Origin of the sequence: Pseudomonas sp. AAC (assembly GCF_000725445.1) — a bacterium.
GTDB classification, from domain to species: Bacteria; Pseudomonadota; Gammaproteobacteria; order Pseudomonadales; family Pseudomonadaceae; genus Pseudomonas; species Pseudomonas citronellolis.
Genome location: NZ_KL647098.1, coordinates 69,358 through 87,870, shown reverse-complemented (window position 1 = coordinate 87,870; position 18,513 = coordinate 69,358). Strand labels below are relative to the sequence as shown.

The 18,513-nt window shown below is 69.5% G+C and carries 17 protein-coding genes and 2 pseudogenes; 5 read left to right on the top strand and 14 right to left on the bottom strand.

Annotation, left to right across the window (positions count from 1 at the left end; all coding sequences use genetic code 11):
- Positions 1 to 14: 14 nt before the first annotated feature.
- From FG99_RS17975 to FG99_RS17965, 3 genes are all read right to left on the bottom strand, one after another.
- Entirely contained in the window at positions 15 to 2,015 is a 2,001-nt protein-coding gene (locus FG99_RS17975) for a peptidase U32 family protein (protein WP_043271677.1), read from the bottom strand.
- Positions 2,016 to 2,141: 126 nt separating this feature from the next.
- On the bottom strand, positions 2,142 to 2,522 hold the full coding sequence (locus tag FG99_RS17970; RefSeq protein WP_043271675.1) for a RidA family protein: 381 nt from the start codon (positions 2,520 to 2,522) through the stop codon (positions 2,142 to 2,144).
- A 240-nt stretch (positions 2,523 to 2,762) separates the two neighbouring features.
- Entirely contained in the window at positions 2,763 to 3,527 is a 765-nt protein-coding gene (locus tag FG99_RS17965) for an AraC family transcriptional regulator (protein WP_043271673.1), read from the bottom strand.
- Positions 3,528 to 3,662: 135 nt separating this feature from the next.
- On the opposite strand from FG99_RS17965, the gene FG99_RS17960 reads away from it, so the two are divergent.
- Complete coding sequence (locus FG99_RS17960) at positions 3,663 to 5,348, top strand: 2-isopropylmalate synthase (RefSeq protein WP_043271672.1); 1,686 nt, start codon at positions 3,663 to 3,665, stop codon at positions 5,346 to 5,348.
- A 303-nt stretch (positions 5,349 to 5,651) separates the two neighbouring features.
- Here FG99_RS17960 and FG99_RS33290 read toward each other — a convergent pair whose 3' ends face one another.
- From FG99_RS33290 to FG99_RS17945, 4 genes are all read right to left on the bottom strand, one after another.
- Positions 5,652 to 5,864: a TetR family transcriptional regulator C-terminal domain-containing protein gene (locus FG99_RS33290; protein WP_371263878.1), complete on the bottom strand. Its 213-nt coding sequence runs from the start codon at positions 5,862 to 5,864 to the stop codon at positions 5,652 to 5,654.
- A 62-nt stretch (positions 5,865 to 5,926) separates the two neighbouring features.
- Positions 5,927 to 6,814, bottom strand: a complete 888-nt coding sequence (locus FG99_RS17955; protein ID WP_043271670.1) for an amino acid ABC transporter substrate-binding protein — start codon at positions 6,812 to 6,814, stop codon at positions 5,927 to 5,929.
- A complete protein-coding gene (gene potE / locus FG99_RS17950) occupies positions 6,811 to 8,148 on the bottom strand; it encodes a putrescine-ornithine antiporter (RefSeq protein ID WP_043271668.1) in 1,338 nt (445 codons plus the stop codon). The genes FG99_RS17955 and potE overlap by 4 nt, the downstream gene beginning before the upstream one ends.
- An 853-nt stretch (positions 8,149 to 9,001) precedes the next feature.
- Complete coding sequence (locus FG99_RS17945; protein ID WP_043271666.1) at positions 9,002 to 9,367, bottom strand: hypothetical protein; 366 nt, start codon at positions 9,365 to 9,367, stop codon at positions 9,002 to 9,004.
- Positions 9,368 to 9,579: 212 nt separating this feature from the next.
- On the opposite strand from FG99_RS17945, the gene FG99_RS17940 reads away from it, so the two are divergent.
- The gene (locus tag FG99_RS17940) at positions 9,580 to 9,894 is read left to right on the top strand and encodes an I78 family peptidase inhibitor (RefSeq protein WP_009622335.1); all 315 of its coding nucleotides are present in this window, start codon (positions 9,580 to 9,582) and stop codon (positions 9,892 to 9,894) included.
- A gap of 84 nt (positions 9,895 to 9,978) precedes the next feature.
- On the opposite strand, the gene FG99_RS17935 is transcribed toward FG99_RS17940, so the two are convergent.
- Positions 9,979 to 10,242 (bottom strand): hypothetical protein, encoded by a 264-nt coding sequence (locus FG99_RS17935; RefSeq protein ID WP_009622333.1) that lies wholly within the window; start codon positions 10,240 to 10,242, stop codon positions 9,979 to 9,981.
- A 253-nt stretch (positions 10,243 to 10,495) separates the two neighbouring features.
- A complete protein-coding gene (locus FG99_RS17930) occupies positions 10,496 to 11,593 on the bottom strand; it encodes an FUSC family protein (RefSeq protein ID WP_009622331.1) in 1,098 nt (365 codons plus the stop codon).
- Between the two features lie 88 nt (positions 11,594 to 11,681).
- On the opposite strand from FG99_RS17930, the pseudogene FG99_RS31440 reads away from it, so the two are divergent.
- Positions 11,682 to 12,036: pseudogene (locus FG99_RS31440) on the top strand (MHYT domain-containing protein); the annotation flags it as partial.
- Positions 12,037 to 12,067: 31 nt separating this feature from the next.
- Here the strand turns inward: FG99_RS31440 and FG99_RS17920 are convergent.
- The gene (locus FG99_RS17920; protein WP_043271663.1) at positions 12,068 to 12,931 is read right to left on the bottom strand and encodes a LysR family transcriptional regulator; all 864 of its coding nucleotides are present in this window, start codon (positions 12,929 to 12,931) and stop codon (positions 12,068 to 12,070) included.
- Positions 12,932 to 13,043: 112 nt separating this feature from the next.
- On the opposite strand from FG99_RS17920, the gene FG99_RS17915 reads away from it, so the two are divergent.
- Both FG99_RS17915 and FG99_RS17910 read left to right on the top strand, forming a co-directional pair.
- Positions 13,044 to 13,499 carry a nucleoside deaminase gene (locus FG99_RS17915; protein ID WP_043271661.1) on the top strand — a complete coding sequence of 152 codons (456 nt, stop codon included), beginning with the start codon at positions 13,044 to 13,046 and terminating at the stop codon, positions 13,497 to 13,499.
- Positions 13,478 to 14,710, top strand: coding sequence for a CynX/NimT family MFS transporter (locus tag FG99_RS17910; RefSeq protein WP_051879104.1), 1,233 nt, complete (start codon positions 13,478 to 13,480; stop codon positions 14,708 to 14,710). The genes FG99_RS17915 and FG99_RS17910 overlap by 22 nt, the downstream gene beginning before the upstream one ends.
- Here the strand turns inward: FG99_RS17910 and FG99_RS32505 are convergent.
- From FG99_RS32505 to FG99_RS17900, 4 genes and pseudogenes are all read right to left on the bottom strand, one after another.
- Positions 14,686 to 14,856, bottom strand: coding sequence for a hypothetical protein (locus FG99_RS32505; RefSeq protein WP_009622326.1), 171 nt, complete (start codon positions 14,854 to 14,856; stop codon positions 14,686 to 14,688). The two genes, FG99_RS17910 and FG99_RS32505, sit on opposite strands and share 25 nt — an antisense overlap.
- A 519-nt stretch (positions 14,857 to 15,375) precedes the next feature.
- Positions 15,376 to 16,089 carry a methyl-accepting chemotaxis protein gene (locus FG99_RS33285; RefSeq protein ID WP_371263877.1) on the bottom strand — a complete coding sequence of 238 codons (714 nt, stop codon included), beginning with the start codon at positions 16,087 to 16,089 and terminating at the stop codon, positions 15,376 to 15,378.
- 144 nt (positions 16,090 to 16,233) lie between these two features.
- A pseudogene (locus FG99_RS33280) lies at positions 16,234 to 17,043 on the bottom strand (MCP four helix bundle domain-containing protein); the annotation flags it as partial.
- A 151-nt stretch (positions 17,044 to 17,194) separates the two neighbouring features.
- The gene (locus FG99_RS17900) at positions 17,195 to 18,142 is read right to left on the bottom strand and encodes an alpha/beta hydrolase family protein (protein ID WP_043271657.1); all 948 of its coding nucleotides are present in this window, start codon (positions 18,140 to 18,142) and stop codon (positions 17,195 to 17,197) included.
- Positions 18,143 to 18,513: the final 371 nt, after the last annotated feature.

Sequence of the window (18,513 nt, the reverse complement as noted above, 5' to 3'; positions counted from 1 at the left end):
GTCGTGTTGGGGCCTCAGTGCGGCGCGCGGCGGATGGTCTTGAGCAGGTCTTCCGGGCTGATCTGGCCGACCACCTGGCTGACCGCGCTGCCCGGCTGCGGCAGGTCGAGGATGTGGCCCTTCATCTTGCCGATCACGTGCATCTCGCAGGGTTTGCAGTCGAACTTCAGCGTCAGCACCTCGTCGCCGTGCACCAGCTGCATGGGCGCGACCTTGGTGCGCACGCCGGTGACGCCCTTGGCCTGCTTCGGGCACAGGTTGAAGGAGAAGCGCAGGCAGTGCTTGGTGATCATCACCGGCACCTCGCCGGCTTCCTCGTGGGCCTCGTAGGCCGCGTCGATCAGCTGTACGCCGTGGCGGTGGTAGAACTCGCGGGCCTTGTGGTTGTACACGTTGGCCAGGAACGACAGGTGCGCCTCGGGGTACACCGGCGGCGGGTTCGTCTCGGCCTTGCGGCTGCCGCGCGGGTGGGCGGCGACGCGGGCGGCGGTGAGCGCCTCGATGGCCTCGCGGCGCAGGGCCTTGAGCTGCGAGTTGGGGATGAAGAATGCCTGCGGCGCATCCAGCTCGATGCGCTCGGCGTGGTACTGGGTAGTGCCCAGCTGGCCGAGCAGGTCGTGCAGTTGCTCCAGGGCCTGTTCCGGCTTGTTGGCCACGCCGAAGGGGCCGTCCAGGGCGACGCTGACGCTCACGCCTTCCTCGCTGGTGGCGGTCAGCTCCAGGCGTTCCTCGCGCAGGCGGGCCTGCCAGTCCAGGCCCACGCGGCGCTCGGCGGAGGTCTTGAGCAGGGCCTGCTGCCAGTTGTGGTCGAGGTTGCGCGACAGCGGGTGGTTGGGGCGCAGACGGTACAGGCCCTCGGGCATTTCGTTGGGCTCGACGCGGTAGCGGTAGCGCTTCTCGCCGTCTTCCTCGAATTCGCCTTTCGGCTCGGCGATGTTGGCGCGGAAGCCCACCACCTCGCGCTTGACCAGCACGTTGAGGCCGTCGCCGTTGGACAGCGGCTGCTCGGTGGCGACGATCAGGTCGCGCTTGCCGACCTTTTCCACCACGCCCACCGGCAGGCCGGTGAAGGTCGGCGAGTCGAAGGCGCCGATGTCCACCTTGCGCTCGTTGACGAAGTAGTCGGTGCTGCCGCGGTGGAAGGTCTTGTCCGGGTCGGGCAGGAAGAAGTGCTCGGTGCGGCCGCTGGAGGCGCGGGCCAGGTCCGGGCGCTCGGCGAGGATGCCGTCCAGGCGCTGGCGGTAGTAGGCGGTGATGTTCTTCACATAGCCCATGTCCTTGTAGCGCCCTTCGATCTTGAAGGAGCGCACGCCGGCGTCGACCAGGGCGCTGAGGTTGGCGCTCTGGTTGTTGTCCTTCATCGACAGCAGGTGTTTCTCGAAGGCCACCACGCGGCCCTGGTCGTCCTTCAGTGTGTAGGGCAGGCGGCAGGCCTGGGAGCAGTCGCCGCGGTTGGCGCTGCGCCCGGTCTGCGCGTGGGAGATGTTGCACTGGCCGGAGAAGGCCACGCAGAGCGCGCCGTGGATGAAGAACTCGATGGCCGCGTCGGTTTCGTCGGCGATGGCGCGGATTTCCTTCAGGTTCAGCTCGCGGGCCAGCACCAGCTGGGAGAAGCCGGCCTGGTCGAGGAACTTGGCCCGGCCCAGGGTGCGGATGTCGGTCTGGGTACTGGCGTGCAGTTCGATTGGCGGGATGTCCAGGTCGAGCACGCCCAGGTCCTGCACGATCAGCGCGTCGACGCCGGCGTCGTAGAGCTGGTGGATCAGCGCGCGGGCCGGCTCCAGCTCGTCGTCGTGGAGGATGGTGTTGAGGGTGACGAAGATGCGCGCGTGGTAGCGGTGGGCGAATTCCACCAGCCGGGCGATGTCGCTCACCTCGTTGCAGGCGTTGTGCCGGGCGCCGAAGCTCGGGCCGCCGATGTACACGGCATCGGCTCCATGCAGGATGGCCTCGCGGGCGATGCTCGCATCGCGGGCAGGGCTGAGCAGTTCCAGATGGTTCTTGGGCAGGGACATGGTTTCTTCTTCATCAGGCGTGACACGGCAAGGCGCGCATTGTAGCGGCGAAACGCCGGCGCGGCACCCGTGCGCTGCCCGATGGCGGCGCCGTCCGGCGGGGTGCCGGGCGGCGCCGCGGCGGCATCAGGCCTTGGCGGCCAGCGCGGTGACTTCCACGCGCATGCCTTCCACCGCCAGGGCGGCCACGCCGACGGCGGCGCGCACCGGCCAGGGCTTGGCGAAGAAGCGCTGGTAGACCTCGTTGAAGGCGGCGCGGTCGGCCATGTCGGTGAGGTAGATGGTCAGGTGCAGCACGCGCTCCATGGAGCTGCCGGCGCGTTCCAGGGCGCTTTTCAGCGCGCGCAGGGTGCACTCGCTCTGCTCGACGATGCCGCCCAGCTCCAGGCTGCCGTCCTCGCGGGTGGGGATCTGGGTAGAGACCAGCAGGCCGCCGAAGCCGGCGACGTCGGAAGAGATCGACTGCGGGTCGGCGTCGGGGAGGAAGCTGAGGTCGTTGTTCGCCATGGGGGCCTCTTTCTGCGGGTGGGACGAGGGGCGGCAGCTTACCCGCCGGGGCCGGTGGCGTCATCCGCGCGGAACCGCACATCGGGCAACGCCGGGGCCGGGACGTAGGGCGCATAACGCCTACGGCGTTATCCGCCGTTTGGCCTTGATTCCCGGCGGCGCCGGGGCCGGCCTTGGCGTCGATCGTGGCCTCGGTGTAGCGGCGGATAACCGCGAACGGTTATTCGCCCTACGTCCAGGTCAGCGGTAGAAGGCCGAGGGCGCCACGCCGAACTGTCGGCGGAAGGCAGCGGCGAAGGCGCTCTGGCTGTCGTAGCCGTGCTGCAGCGCCACTTCCAGCACCGGCAGGCCCTGGGCCAGGGCTTCCAGGGAGAGCAGCAGGCGCGCCTGCTGGCGCCAGCGGCCGAAGGTGATGCCGGTGCTGCGCTGGAAGCGGCGGTGGAAGGTCTTCGGGCTCATCGCCAGTTGCTCGGCCCAGTGCTCGGCGCTGCTGCCCTGCGCCGGGTTTTCCGCCAGGGCGCGGCAGACCCGGGCGATGCGCTCGTCGTCCGGCCAGGGCAGGTGGAAGGGCAGCACCGGCAGGCTGCGCAGTTCGTCGAGCAGGAAGCGCATCAGGCGGCCGTCGCGGCTGTCGCTTGCGTAGCGCCCGGGCACCTGGGTGGCGGCCTGGATGAGTTCGCGCAGCAGCGGCGACACGTCGATCACGCAGTCGCCGACCGGCAGGCCGTCGATGGCGTCGGGGTTGACGAACAGGCTGCGCACCCGCGTCACGCCGCGCATGCGTAGCGAGTGTTCGACGCCCGCCTGCAGCCAGACGCCGCGGGTCGGCGGCGTCACCCAGCGCCCCGCCGGGGTCTCCACCACCAGCACGCCCTCGATGGCGTAGATCAGCTGCGCCCGCGGGTGGCTGTGGGGCGGCACCACGTGGCCGCTTGGGTAGTCGATGGCGACGCCGGTGACCGGCATCTCCAGGGATTCGTAGGGCAGGCTGGCGTGGTCGACCATGGGGCGCGTCCGTTGCGGGGGAAGGGCGAGCTTAGCGCAGGATGACCCTTTCGCGACAACGATGGACCCTTTGGCGCGAGTTGGACGGCTGCGCCCCGCCTATGCTGGGCCCGAACACCCGTTCGAGGCCAGACCATGCAAGCGAACCCACAAACCAAGTACCGCCCGTTCCCCGCCATCGACCTGCCCAACCGCCGCTGGCCGTCGCAGACCATCGTCCAGGCTCCGGTGTGGCTGTCCACCGACCTGCGCGACGGCAACCAGGCGCTGTTCGAACCCATGAACCGCGAGCGCAAGCTGCGCCTGTTCGCCGAACTGGTGCGGCTGGGCTTCAAGGAGATCGAGGTGGGCTTCCCGGCCGCCTCGCGCACCGACTTCGCGATCATCCGCCAACTGATCGACGAGGGCGGCATCCCCGACGACGTCACGCCCATGGTGATGACCCAGCTGCGCGAGGACCTGATCGACGAGACCGTGCGCGCCGTGGCCGGCGCGCGGCGGGTGATCGTGCACCTGTACAACGCCATCGCCCCGGTGTGGCGGCGCGTGGTGTTCGGCCTTTCGGTGGACGAGGTGGAGCAACTGGTGGTGCGCCACGTGCAACTGCTGAAGGAGAAGGTGGCGGCGCACCCGCAGACCGAATGGGTGCTGCAGTACTCGCCGGAGACCTTCTGCATGGCCGAGCTGGAGGTGTCGCTGCGCATGTGCAATGCCGCCATCCGCACCTGGGACGCCGGTCCCGGAAGGCCGATCATCGTCAACCTGCCGACCACCGTGGAAGTGGCCACGCCCAACGTCTTCGCCGACCAGATCGAGTGGATGCACCAGCGCCTGGAACACCGCGAGCACGTGGTGCTGTCGGTGCACCCGCACAACGACCGCGGCACCGGCGTGGCCTGCGCCGAGCAGGCGCTGCTGGCCGGCGCGCAGCGGGTGGAGGGCTGCCTGTTCGGCAACGGCGAGCGCAGCGGCAACCTCGACCTGGTGACCCTGGCGCTGAACCTCTACACCCAGGGCATCCACCCGGGCCTGGACTTCAGTGACATCGCCGGCGTGGCGCGGGTGGCCGAGGCCTGCACGGGGCTGCCGATCCACCCACGGCATCCCTATGTCGGCGACCTGGTGTTCACCGCCTTCTCCGGCTCGCACCAGGACGCCATCGCCAAGGGCTTCGCCGCCCAGGCCGCGGACGGCTTCTGGGAAGTGCCCTACCTGCCGATCGACCCCCGGGACCTGGGGCGCACCTACGACAGCATCGTGCGGGTCAACAGCCAGTCGGGCAAGGGCGGCATCGCCTACCTGCTGCAGCGCGACCATGGCGTGGTGATGCCGAGGCGGATGCAGGTGGAGTTCAGCGCCATCGTGCAGCGCCAGGCTGACAGCAGCGAGACCGAGCTGAGCAGCGAGGCGCTGTGGCAACTGTTCGCCCAGACCTACCTGGCCCCGGCGCGGCCCGGCGGCGCCCTGGCCTACGTCGGCCACCGGCTGTTCGAGACCGAGGGCGGGCAGGGCATAGTGCTGCAGGTGGAACTGGCCGACGGCCGCCGCCGGCAGTTGCAGGGCGTGGGCAACGGCCCGATCGACGCCGCCGTGGCGGCTCTGGGCCTGCCGATCCGCATCGACGGCTACGAGGAACGCAGCCTCGGCGGCGGCGCCGACGCCCAGGCCCTGGCGCTGGTGGAAGTGGCCTGGCCGGGGGAGGCGGGCACGCGCTTCGGCGCTGGTTGCCATGCCAACATCGTCAGTGCGTCGATTCAGGCTGTGCTTTGTGCGGTGTCGCGCTTTGCTGGGGGACGTGTAGTGCCTGGTGGCTTTTTGTAGGGGCGAGGGGGACGCCTAGTTCTTGCTCGCGAACGGGGTGGCTGTGGTGTTGGGTTCAGGAGCACCCTCTCCCCGGCCCTCTCCCTGAAGGGAGAGGGGGCTTGTCCGTGCCGAGAGAGGTGATGGTTCAGCCGGAAACTTTCGGTGCTGCCGGCTAACTCCAGAACACCCAAGCGCTCCGAACGGTCCCCTCTCCCTTCAGGGAGAGGGTTAGGGAGAGGGAGCAGAGTTAACCGAGTGCACTGAAATCACCAGTGAAGCCGGTTCACTAGCAAGCTCGCTCCTACGAAAGCCCGCTGCCCACTAAAGCGGAAAAGGCCGCAACCGCCCCCGCCCGCCCTCCACGGCAAGGGCACCCAGCACCAGCCGGCTCACGCTTTCGGCCACTGCCCGGTAGTCCGCCTCCGCCGGCCGGGCCTTGCCGGTGATCAGCGAGGCCTGCCAGCCGAAGTGGGTGTGGGCCTGGGTGGCCGACCAAAGGAACAGCAGCAGGTGCTGCGGGTCGGCCGTGGCGATCAGGCCGCGCCCATCCAGTTGCGCAGGCAGGCGAGGCCTTGTCCCCTGGACCTTGCGCCGCCTCAGGGCAGGGTGTACAGGCGCAGCAGCATGCGTTGCTGTTCCGAGGGCCGGCCGAAGTAGCGGCTGTACAGCGCCTCGCCGCCGGGGCCGCGCAGGGTTTCGCTGATGGCGCGGTCCACCAGCAGGCGGAAGGCGTCGTCGTCGCGGGGCAGGGCCAGTGCGACGCGGGCCACTTCGAACAGGTGCTCGGAGACCTGCAGGCGGTCGCCTTCGGCCGAACGGGCCTGGTAGTTGAGCAGCGACAGGCGCTCGCCGAAGAAGGCGTCCACCTGGCGGCGCAGCACGCGCTCGACGCCTTCCTGGTAGCTGCCGACCTCCTCCAGACGCGATTGCAGGCCCAGGGTGCGGACCTGCTGCTGCGCCCATTGCAGGTTGGTGCTGCCGCGCAGCACGGCGAAGCTGCGCCGGTTCAGCCCCTGGTTGATGGTCGCCCGCCAGGTCGGGGTGCGTTCGCGCGGGGCGCCGCTGAGCGCGGCCAGCAGGGTGGGGTCGGCGTCGCGGCGCAGGATCACCCCGAGGCCGGCGGTGAACACCGGCAGCGAGAAGCTGACCAGCTCGCGGCGCTGCAGGGTTTCCACCAGCGGGCTGCAGAACAGGTCGACCTGGCCGCCGTGCACGGCTTCCAGGGCCTGTTCCAGGGGCAGCGGACGGTAGCGCACCTGCAACTCGCCCAGGCCCGGCTCGCTGCGCAGGCGGGCGACCAGCGCCTGGCAGAGGTCGATGGCGTAGCCGCTGGCCGTGCGCTCGTCGCCCTCGGAGAAGGGCGCGTTGTCGGCCAGAAAGCCCAGCGTCAGGGTATGGCTGGCCTGGATGCGCGCCAGGGTGCCGGCCTGGGCGGCGGGCACTAGCAACAGCAGCGCGAGCAGGGGAACGAGCAGGCGGTTCATGGCGACTCCGGCGGCGCGGCGAGGCGCTCGTAGGCCTTGACGAAGCGCTTGGCGATGAAGCCGAACAGCAGGTAGCCGACCACCATCACCAGGGCCGCGCCGAACACCGCTTCCAGCCCCGAGGCATAGAGCGCGTAGAAGCAGTAGCAGGCGGCGACCAGCATCACGGCGGTGTTGCGGCGCACCAGCTCCAGGCCGACGCCGGCCTTGTAGAGGATCACCACCAGCCCGGTCAGCGAGGTGATGTAGGGGATGATGTTGGTGACCGCTGCCAGGTTCACCAGCTTGTTGAACTGCGCGGTGGCGTTGGGCGAGATGGTCGAGAGGGCGATCAGGCTCTGCAGCACCGCGCAGGTGACCAGCCCGGCCAGGGGCGCGCCGGCGTTGGTGACGCGGGTGAACAGCTGCGGGAACAGGCCCTGGGCGGCGGTGACCTTGGCCGTCTCGGCCAGGGTGAACTGCCAGCCCAGCAGCGAACCGACGCAGGCCATCACCGCCAGGGCCATGACCAGGTTGCCCACGCCGTCGTTGAACAGCCGCGCATAGGCCAGGGCGAAGGGCGCGCTGGAGTTGGCCAGCTCGGGGTTGGGCACCAGGCCCTGGATCACGGTGGTGGACAGCACGTACACCACCGCCGCGCCCAGGGTGCCCAGCAGGCAGGCCAGCGGCACGTTGCGCTTGGGGTTGTCCACCGCGTCGGAGTTCTGCGCCGCCGATTCCATGCCGAGGAAGGCCCAGAGCGTGAGCGGGATGCTGTCGGTGATCGCCTGGCCGACCGGCAGGTCGTTGGGGTTCCAGGCGGCGGCGAAGACCTCGGGGCGGAACCAGAACCAGCCGAAGAAGCCCAGCCCGGCCACCGGGATGATCACCCCCCAGACGGTGACCGAGCCCAGCCGCCCGGTGATCCGCGGGCCGCCGAAGTTGGCCAGGGTGGTCAGCCAGATCAGCCCCAGGGTCCCGAGGAGCAGGGGCACCGAGCCGCTGCCCAGCCAGGGGAAGAAGGGCGTCAGGTAGCCCACCGCGGAAAGGCTGATGGCGACGTTGCTGATCACCAGGGACAGGAAATACAGGTACGAGCAGAGGAAGAACGCCGACTTGCCATGGGCCTCCTCGCTGTAGGCGGACATGCCGCCGGAGCGCGGGCAGTAGATGCCGCACTGGGCGAAGCAGTAGGCGATGGCCATGGAGCCCACGGCGGTGAACACCCACGACAGCAGCGAGACCGCGCCCAGCTGGGCCATGCTGGAGGGCAGCATGATGATCCCCGAGCCCATCATGTTGACCATCACCAGGGTGGTCAGCCCGGTGAGGCCCATCTTCCTGGTCGTGGCCATGCAGGCCTCCTGGGGCGGTAAGCGAAGCGGCGGAATGCTCAAAGAATAGGCACGGCCTGGCGGGGCGGCCATCGAGTGGCGGGGTGTTTTTCAGGAATGGGATTGGGGTGGCATTTGCGGGGAAGCGGAGTACGGGTTGGCAGCGGAGTGGCGGTGCAGTCCGTTGCCCTCACCCCAGCCCTCTCCCGGAGGGAGAGGGGGCCGTTCGTGCCGCCGGGGCGTCCGGCGTGGCCGGTGAATCCAATCGCGGACAAGGTCCGCTCCTACGCCCGTGCTTCCTGGAACCGTAGGAGCAACTGTCTTTTGCCGAGGTGCTCATGCGGTCACGGCGATGGGTATCGCTTCGCTCAACGCCATCCTACGAAAAGCTGTGCTTCCTGTAACCGTAGGAGCGGACCTTGTCCGCGATTTGGATTTCCAGAGAAATAGCCGAGCGCACCGGAGCGCCCCTTCAGCAGGCCGAGCGAAACCGGCGCTCAGGAGGTCATGCGACATGGATGTCGCGAGAGCCCCGATGGGCTACAGGGACGTACCCTCGGGGCGGGCCTCCGTGGCGGGGGAGTTCGTGAGGGTAGCCCGGCTCCATCGGGCCCGTATGCCGGGGCAAGCCTTTTTGGTTACTTTTGTGGCGACTGACAAAAGTGACTCGCCCGAGGGGGCGAAACAAGACGGTCGGGCAGACTCGGAGCGGCGCGCTACACCAAGCCCCCAAGCCACTGGCTTCCGCGTTCGCGGGAATGACGAGGGAAGGTCAGGAACGCGGGGCCAAGGTTCAGGATGCAAACAAAACATGCCCCAGAAAAAACGCCGTTCCCTTCAACAGGAAACGGCGCTCTTCCAGACCTAGGCACGATTACCAATGCCGATACCCACGATAGTAACCATGGGGCGGCCCGTAATAACGCGGCCCATAGTATGCCGGCCCGTAGTACACCGGCCGGTAATAGCGCACCGGCAGCGCCACCACCACGGCCACCGGAGGCGGCGGCGGAGCGTAGTACACCGGGGCCGGCGGATAGTAGGCCGCCGGCGGCGGGGCAGGTTGCACGTAGACCGGGGCAGGCGGCGCGGAGGCGCCGGCGACGACAGCGCCACCCACGACGGCGCCGACCACCGCGCCGATGGCCGCCGCATCGGTATTGCTGTTGGCCGATGCCTGCCCGGCCAGGGCGAAGGACGCGCACACCACCAGGGCGAGTTGCGGGATCCGGCGAATCATCTGTCTTACCTCCTGAAATTCCCGGCCTGGGGGCCGGATACTTCTAAGACATTCTGTTCCCGCAAAGTGTAACCGGCGCTGTGTAAATCCTGTGTAAAGGGCGCCGTACGGTCGTTCCGGGGCTGATTCGATGCAGCCGGCAACACAAAAACCGGGCCGGCTGCGGCGCGGCTTGTTATGGTTGCGGTTTTCCCTCAAGCCAAGGAGGCTTTATGCCCTTGAATCGAGCCCTGCCGGCCATGCTGTTCGGCGCCATCCTGCTGGCCGGTTGCAGCAGCGCCGACAAGCCCGCCGAATCCCCGGCCGCCGCCGCGCCCGAAACCGGCCGCTGCAATGCCGGGGCGGTGCAGTCGCTGGTCGGCAAGCCGCTGTCCCAGGCGCTGGTGGAGCAGGCCCGGCGCGACTCCGGCGCGCAGAGCGCACGCGCGCTGCACCCCCATGACGCGGTGACCCTGGAATACAACTCGCAGCGCCTGAACATCAATGTCGACGACAGCGAAATAGTGCGCGGGCTCAACTGCGGTTGAGGCGAAAAACGGCGCCCGGCGTGCAATGCCCGGGCGCGGGGTGACGGGAGCCCGGCGAGGGCTCCCGTCACCCTGGGTACCCGGTCAGCGGTTGGCCGGTTTGCGGATGATGCGCAGCGCCTGGGTGGTGTGGTTCACGCAGGACTCGTAGTCGCCGGCGGCGCGGGCCTTCTCGGCCTGGTCGATATGCTCCTGGACCACGTTGACCTTCACGCCCGTGGCGTTCTTGCTGGCCGTGGCGATGAAGTCCTTCAACTGCGTCAGGTTGGCGTCGCAGAGCTTGCTGTCGGCCATGGCTGCCAGCGGCAGGGCAAGGGTGGCGGCGAGGACGAGGGCGATCTTCTTCATGGGGCTGTCTCCTGGATGGGTTCACCATGAACCTGAGGGCGCAGGGCCTTGGCAGGGCGAGCCTGCGGGTCCGTGGATGGCGCTTCACCCGATGCCGATCGGGGCGGTCAGGAATACCTGACGCCTGTTTCGACCTTGCCTTTTGCCGGACGTGTCATTTTTTTCGCGCTACTGCGCATCGCCAGTGCACTCGGCATAGCGCCGGTGCAATTGGAGCTGTAGTTTCCCGACACCGCAGTGGGCGCCCGAAGACTCACCGCGCCGGCACCCGGTCGCGGCTCTGGATGTTCCAGTGCGCGGCGCTGCCGGCCAGTTGTGCGGAGAGCTGTTCCACCTGCTCGTACAGGCGCAGGGTCAGCCAGTAGAAGCCCTGTACCTCGAAGGAGCCGGCCAGGCTCTGCGGGCGCGGCGGCAGGTGGCCGCTGCCCTGGCACTCCTGGACCAGGCGCGAGGTGCGGCTGAACTTCAGGGCGTGGGCCGATTGCAGCAGGAGACGGCCGATGGCCTGGCGCATGGGCTCCAGGTCGGCGGGCGGCGGGGCGATGTCGCCGGCCTGGGCGGCGAACTGGCGCGAGGCGAGCAGCGATTCCAGGGTGCCCATGATGGCCCGGTGGGCGCGCTGGATCAGTTCCAGCTCGCGCAGCGGCATGCCGGTTTCCCGCGCCACCGGCGCCAGGTGCGCGCGGGAGGCCACCAGGCGCTGGTCCAGCTCCTCCAGCTGGCTGGCGAAGTGCTCGGCGCGCAGGTCGGCGCTGCTGCTCAGTTGGCCGAACAGGCGGGCGCAGGCGCGCAGGTTGTCCGACAGCAGGTAGCGCCACACGTAGACCGCGCGCAGCGGGTAGATCTGCGCAAAGACCAGCGCCAGGGCCACGCCGATCAGCACGTTGAGCATGCGCCAGAGGCCCTCGGTCATGCTGTTGTCGCCATGCCCGGCCACGGTGCACATGGTGATGCCCGCCAGCAGCGCCACGTAGCCGGGGCGGCGGATGGCGTAGAAGGCGGCCACGGCGCCGGCCAGCGACATCAGCAGGTAGACCAGCACGCTAGAGCCGCTGAGGTTGTGTACCAGGATGATCGCCAGGCCCACGGCGGCGCCCAGCAGGGTGCCCAGGATGCGGTCGCGGGACTTGCCGCGGATGGTGCCCTGGTGCACCAGCCCGCCCATCACCACCAGCACTGTGACCGAGGCCCAGAGGCCGTGGGGGATGTCGATGCCGGTGGTCAGCAGGATGGAGGCCAGCAGCGCCAGGCCGACGCGCACGCAGTGGATCCAGGCGGCGTAGCGGTAGCGCGTGTAGGGGTTGGCCAGGCGGCGCCAGGGCAGGGCCAGGGATTGCAGGATGTTCGCCAAGGGGGTTCCTCGCGGAGTGGACCTGCTCAGCTTAGGTGTTGTGGCCGACGAGCGGCAAACCCGGCGGCGCCCCGGCAGGGAAATGCATCTGGTTGAAGGCACCGGCGCTTGGGGCTGCGGCATCGCCGGCATGCGCTACCTGGGTATGTACGTCATGCTCATGCAGCCGGGCATCGACTACGGCCCGCTGTTGTTCGGCCTGCCCCTGGTGGTCGCCGGCCGGGCTGGACAACGGCTGGCTGGCGCTGCTGGTGATCCCCGTGCCCCTGGCCATCCTCGCCATCGCGCTGCTCGCCTCCGTGCCCGACGCCCGCCTGGAGGCGCGTACCGCGCAGCTCACCGGCTCCCTGGCGCAGGCCAACCCGGAACTGACGCAACTGGCCCTGCATGACAACCTGACGCGCCTGCCCAACCGCCTGCTGCTGGAGGACCGCATCGGCCAGCCGTGACCGGCCGAGCAGTTCCTGGGCCGGCTCACCCAGCCGGTGTGAGGCTGAGCTGTGCGCACAGCTCGCGCAGTTGCTCGCACAGGCTGCGGCCGGCGCTGGGCAGGTCGGCGCGGGCGTAGAGCGCCAGTTCCAGGCCGGTGATTTCCGCGAAGCCCTCGGCGGCGCCGAGCACCCGGTGCGCCGGCAGCCGGCAGCGCTGTGGCAGCAGGCTGACACCCAGGCCCGCGGCCACCGCCGCCGACAGGCTGGCCAGGGCGGCGCTGCCGTAGGCGATGCGCCAGCGCCGGCCCTGGGCCTCCAGGGCGTGGATCATCTCCTGGCGGTACAGCGCGCCGAGCGGGAAGGCCACCAGCGGCAGCGGCTCGCGGGCGGCCGCCGGGTTGGCGGCGCTGTCCAGCCAGCACAGCGGCTCGGGCCAGCGCGCCAGGCAGTCGCTGTCGGCGCCCCATTGCTTGACCAGGGCCAGGTCCAGTTCGCCGTTGCGGTACTGGCGCAGCAGCTCGTGGCTAAGGCCGCTGGATACCTCCAGGCGCAGGCGCGGGCGCTGCGTGGCGAAGGCCGCCAGCAGCGGCATCATGCGCTCGCCGGCGAAGTCCTCGGGCATACCCAGGCGCAGCACGCCCTCGCTGTGTTCCTCGCCGAGGGCGGCGCGGGCCTCCTCGCCGAGCTGGAGGATGCGCCGGGCGTAGCCCAGCAGGCGCTCGCCGGCCTCGGTGGGCAGCACCTGGCGGCGGCCGCGCTCCAGCAGGCGGCAGCCGAGCTGTTCCTCCAGGCGCAGGATCTGCTGGCTGACGGTGGACTGGGTGAGGTGCAGCCACTCGCCGGCGCGGGTGAAGTTGCCGGCGTCCACCACCATGACGAAGCTGCGCAGCAGGGTCGGGTCTAGCATTTGGAAATCCACTGGAAGTCATTTTTCCATTTAATTTCACCATGCAAAGCCAGGCCGGGATAATCCTTTCGACGAAGGGGCGCCGCACGGGCCCCGCTGAGGAGGATTCCCCATGCAACACCTGGCATTCATGCGCGAAGCCCTGGCCCTGGCGCGGGCCAACGTCGAGGCCGGCGGCCGCCCGTTCGGCGCCGTGCTGGTGCGCGACGGCGAGGTGCTCGCCCGCGCCGCCAACGGCATCCACCTGGACCACGACCCCACCGCCCACGCCGAACTGCTGGCCATGCGCGAGGCCGGCCGCGCTCTGGGCAGCCCGCGCCTGGACGGCTGCGTGATCTACGCCAGCGGCCACCCGTGCCCGATGTGCCTGGCGGCCATGCACCTGAGCGGCGTCAGCGCCGCCTACTATGCCTATTCCAATGCCGACGGCGAGCCCTACGGGCTGTCCACCGCGGCGGTGTACGCGCAGATGGCGCAGCCGGTGGAGTGGCAGGCGCTGCCGCTGCAGGCGCTGCGCCCGGAAGACGAGGAGGGGCTGTACGGCTTCTGGCGGGAGAACCAGGCGTGAGCGGCGACAAGGCGCGGGTCGGCTGGATCGGCCTGCTGGTCATAGTCGCGCTGGGCATCAACCTGCGGCCGATCCTCACTTCCATCGGCCCCTTGCTCGCGGAAATCCGTCAGGCCACCGGGCTGGGCTTCCAGGGCGCGTCGCTGCTGACGGTGCTGCCGGTGCTGTGCATGGGCCTGTTCGCCCTGGCGCTGCCCTGGGTGGGCCCGCGCCTGGGCGAGAGCCGCGGCATGCTCGCCGGGCTGCTGGCCATCGCCGTGGCCTGCGCCTGGCGCCTGCTGCTGGACAGCGGCCTGGCGCTGATCGCCAGCGCGGTGCTGGCCGGCACCGGCGTGGCGATCATCCAGGCCCTGGTGCCGGGGGTGGTCAAGCGCTGGTTCCCGCAGCGGGTGCCGGCGGCCATGGGCCTGTACTCGGCCTCGCTGATGGCCGGCGGCGGCACCGCCGCGGTACTGGCGCCGGTGCTGGCCGGTGGCTCCGGGCACTGGCAGCTGGGCCTGGGCGCCTGGGTGGCGCTGGCCGTGCTGGGCTTGGCGCTGTGGGCCCTGGTGCGCCCGCGCGAGGCGGCGGCGCCCAGCGTGGCGCGGCGCGGCGAACACTTCTTCGGCAGCCGCCGGGCCTGGCTGCTGGCGCTGTATTTCGGGCTGATCAACGGCGGCTACACCAGCATGGTGGCCTGGCTGCCGATGTTCTACCGGCAGTTGGGCTGGAGCGCCCAGGGCAGCGGCCAACTGATCGGCCTGATGACCATTTTCCAGGTGCTCGGCGCGCTGAGCATGCCGGCCCTGAGCCGCGGCTCGGCGGACCGCCGGCCATGGCTGTGCCTGTGCCTGCTGATCCAGCTCGGCGGCTTTGCCGGCCTATTGCTGTCGCCCCTGGGGCTGCCGGCGGCCTGGGTGGCGCTGATCGGCTATGGCCTGGGCGCCTGCTTCGCACTGAGCCTGACGCTGACCCTCGACCACCTGGCCGAACCCGGCCCGGCGGGCAGCCTGGCGGCCTTCGTGCAGGGCATAGGCTTCATCATCACCGGCATCATTCCCTACGTCACCGGCTGGCTGCGCGACGCCACCGGCAGCTTCCAGGCTTCCTGGACGCTGCTGGCATTGTCGGTGCTGCTGATGCTGGGGGTGACCCTGCGCTTCGCCCCGGCCGGCTATGCCCGGGCGATGCACGGCTGGCGCGGCGCTCAGACCGCCGAGGTGGCGAGGTAGATGCGGTAGGTGATGATCGACAGCATGCTCAGCACGCCGACCCACATCAGCAGCACGCCCGCGCCCCGCTCGCGGATGGTGAAGCCGATGCCGAGCATGAACATGCCGAAGATGATGACTGCGAGGGTGACGCCGAAGGAATCCATGGGTGGGCCTTATCCATTGTGTCGTTGGAACAAGTCTAGGCCAGCTGCGGCTCGAAAGGGGTTGATCCGGGGCAAATCCGGCGTCATGGCACCTGGTCTTCTCGTGTAGCCGCGGGCCCTGCCCGCGATTCGCGCGCAGGGCGCGCTCCTACAGATGGGCATACCCCAGGCGCAAGAGTCTTGCCGACCGCGCCGATGCGCTTTTCGTAGGAGCGAGCTTGCTCGCGAATGGAGTTTACCGGTGGCTACGGTGTTGGGTGCAAGAGCGCCCTCTCCCCAGCCCTCTCCCTGAAGGGAGAGGGGGCTTATTCGTGCCGAGAGAAGGAATGGTTTCAGCCGGTAATCACTGTGCTAGCCGGCTAACGCCGCACTATCAGCATCTGCCCAACGGTCCCCTCTCCCTTCAGGGAGAGGGTTAGGGAGAGGGAGCGGAGTCAGCCGAACACGCCGAAGTCACCGGTACCTTCCGTTCGCGAGCAAGCTCGCTCCTACGAAGAGCAGGTCGGCGCACGGTCGTTTCTACAGGCGGAAGCGCTGCACCAGGCCGCTGAGGTCCACGGCCAGGCGCGACAGTTCGTGGCTGGCGCTGCTGGTCTGCTGCGAGCCGGCGGCGCTCTGGTTGGACAGGTCGCGGATGTTGCCCAGGTTGGTCTCGATGTCGCGGGCCATGGCGGCCTGGTGTTCCACCGATTCGGCGATGCGCCGGTTGCGCTCGTCGATGCTGCGCGCGGCCTCGATGATCTGCGCCAGGGCGCGGTCGGCGGCGCTGGCCTGGCCCTGGGTGTGCTCGGCCTGCTCGGCGCTTTGCTGCAAGGCCTCGACCGTGCGCCCGGTGCCTTGCTGGATAGCGCCGATCAGCTGTTCGATCTCGCGGGTGGAGTCGCCGGTGCGCTTGGCCAGCGCGCGCACCTCGTCGGCCACCACCGAGAAGCCGCGCCCGGCCTCGCCGGCGCGGGCTGCCTCGATAGCGGCGTTGAGTGCCAGCAGGTTGGTCTGCTCGGCGACGCTGCGGATCACGTCCAGCACCTTGCTGATGTTCAGCGTCTGCTCGGCCAGGCCCTGGGCCTGCTGCGCCGCGTGGCGCACGCCTGCGCCCAGCTCGCGCAGCGAACCCAGGGTAGTGGCCAGCTGCTGCTGGCCGTCCAGGGCCTCGTCATTGGAGCGCCGGGCCACCGCGGCGGTGCTCTGCGCGTGCTCGGCGACGTCGCCCACCGCCGCGCTCATCTGGCTCATGGCGCGGCTGACGTTGTCGATCTCGCCGTGCTGCTGGTGCAGGCCGCGGCTGCCTTCGTCCATCACCATGCTCATCTGCTCGCTGGAGGTGGCCAGCTGTTCGGCGGCCTCGCCGATCTGGCGGATGGTGCCCTGCAGATTGTCGCGCATGCGCCCCAGGCGCTCCAGCAGCTGTGCCGCCTCGTCGCGGCCGTGGCTGCGCACGCCCTGGCTGAGGTCGCCGCCGGCGATGCGCTCGGCCACCTGCAGCGCCTCGGCCAGCGGCCGCACCAGGCTGCGTGTCAGGCGCCAGGCCAGCAGCAGGGTGACCAGCAGGGCGCCGCCCAGGGCCGCCCAGACGATGCGCAGGGCCTGGGCATAGGCGCTGGCGGCCGCGCTGGTGGCGCTGTCCGCGGCCTGGCGGTTGAGCTCGCGCAGCAGCTGCACCTGGGTGTCGATGGCTTCGCCCTGCTGGTCGATGTTGGCGATGAGCAGGGTGCGCGCCTCGTCCAGCTTCTGCTGCTCCAGCAGTTGCTGTTCCTCGCGGATGGTCTGGATGAACTGGCCGAAGGCCTGGTGCAGCGCCTCGATGGCGCCGCGCTCGGTGTCGTCGCTGATCAGCGCCTGGTAGGCGCGGAATTCCTGTTCGATGTCCAGGGCCAGCTGCTCGATGATCACCTTGTTGCCGCTGCGCACCATGGGCTCGGGGTTGGCCACCTGCTGCATGGAGCGCACGCGCAGTTGGGCGAGGTTGAGGGCGATGCTGTCGGCCAGGGCGATGCTCGGCAGCTGGTCGCTGTCGATGGCCTCGCCCTGGGCGCGGATGGCCGCCATCTGGTACAGGCAATAGGCGCCGACGCCTCCCAGCAGCGCCGCGCTGAAGAGGAAGCAGAGCAGGGTGCGCTGGCCGATGCGCAGGCGCCGCAGGGGCTCCCAGCGGGCAAATCGGCCGAGGAGGGCTTGGAGTGTCTTCATCACGGGCTACCACGGACTGCTGTGATGCTCTGGCGAGCGGGTTTCGGACGCGCAGAGCATATGAAAGCCATGTGACAGTCTTGTGTAATGGCCAGGGGATATCACTGCTTTCGGTCGGGCAGTGCCTTGATTTGCCTGGGGAATTTCGCTGTCAGGCGGGCGTCGGATGGCGCCGGGCCGGCTGCACCAGGTAGGCGGCGAGGCTATCGTCCAGCTCGCCGTCGCGCAGCCAGCGCAGGGCGATGGGCCAGAGGCTGTCCTGGAAGCGGCTGTGGAAGAAGGCGAAGTGGCCGATGCTGGCGAAGCCCATGGCCCGGGGCGGCAGGCGCAGGTGCAGGCAGCGGCTGTTGCGGTAGTAGTCGAGCAGGCGCTGGATGGCCGGGCCGGTGCCGAATTCGTCGTCGGTCACGCTCAGGGCCAGGGTGTCGCCGCGCAGCCCGGCGAAGCCTTCGGCCAGGCGCCTGCGTTCTTCCGCGGACATGGCCCGCGGGCCGCGCCGGTAGGCGTCCTCGAAGCGTGGGGAGCGGTGCGTCCAGTCGCGCACCACGCCGTGGGGCGTGTCTTCCATCCAGCCCAGGCGCTTGGCCGGGAAGTAGCCGAACAGGCCGCTGAGAACCGGCATCGCCAGGTGCCACTTGAGCAGCATGCGCAGGCGCCGCTGCGGGTGGTAGTCGCGCCAGTGGGCGAACTGCGCGCCCATGCTGAACACGCGCTGGATGAGGTGGTTGGAAGGGGCAAGGCCGACGAGGAAGCCGCCGACGCTGTGCGCCACCACCTGGATGGGTTGCTGCGGGGCGTTGGCGACGGCCCATTGCAGGGCGCCTTCGAAGTCCAGGCGGCCCCAGTCCAGCCAGCTTGCGGAGAAGCCGCGCAGCGAGGCCGGGCGCGAGCCGCCGATGCCGCGGTAGTCGTAGCAGAGTACGTCGAAGCCCTGGCCGTGCAGGTAGTCGGCGAAGCGTGCGTAGTAGTCGCTGCGCACCGAGGTGGCCGGGTTGACGATCACCAGCGGGCGCGGCTGCGCCGCCGCTTCGGCATGGCGCCAGAGGCGGCCCCGGAGCGGGTAGCCGTCGGTGGCGTCGAAGGTCAGTGGCTGGCCCATGGCGTTCTCTTTTCCCGTTGCGCAACAGGCACTCTAGCGCCGGGCGATGGGGCGCCACCAGTACAGTTGCGGGAAAAAAAGCCGCCGCACCCATCCCGGGTGCGACCGGGGTTGGGGCGGCGGAGGCTGCAGATCGGCAGCGGGGCGATTGGCCTCGCTGATCCGGTTGATAGTGTGTGCCGGGGCGGGGTTGGGGGGTAGGTTCAGGTGGGGTGGGAAAAAGCGGTGCAGAGGGTGGCTCGCTCCTACGAGAGGCCGTGCCTGGCTGTGCCGTAGGGGTAACTGTTTATTGGGTTCCCGCGAATGCGGGAACCCAGAAACTGCGGACTTTGTCCGCGATGGAGTTTGTCGGTGGCTGCGGTGTTGGGTTT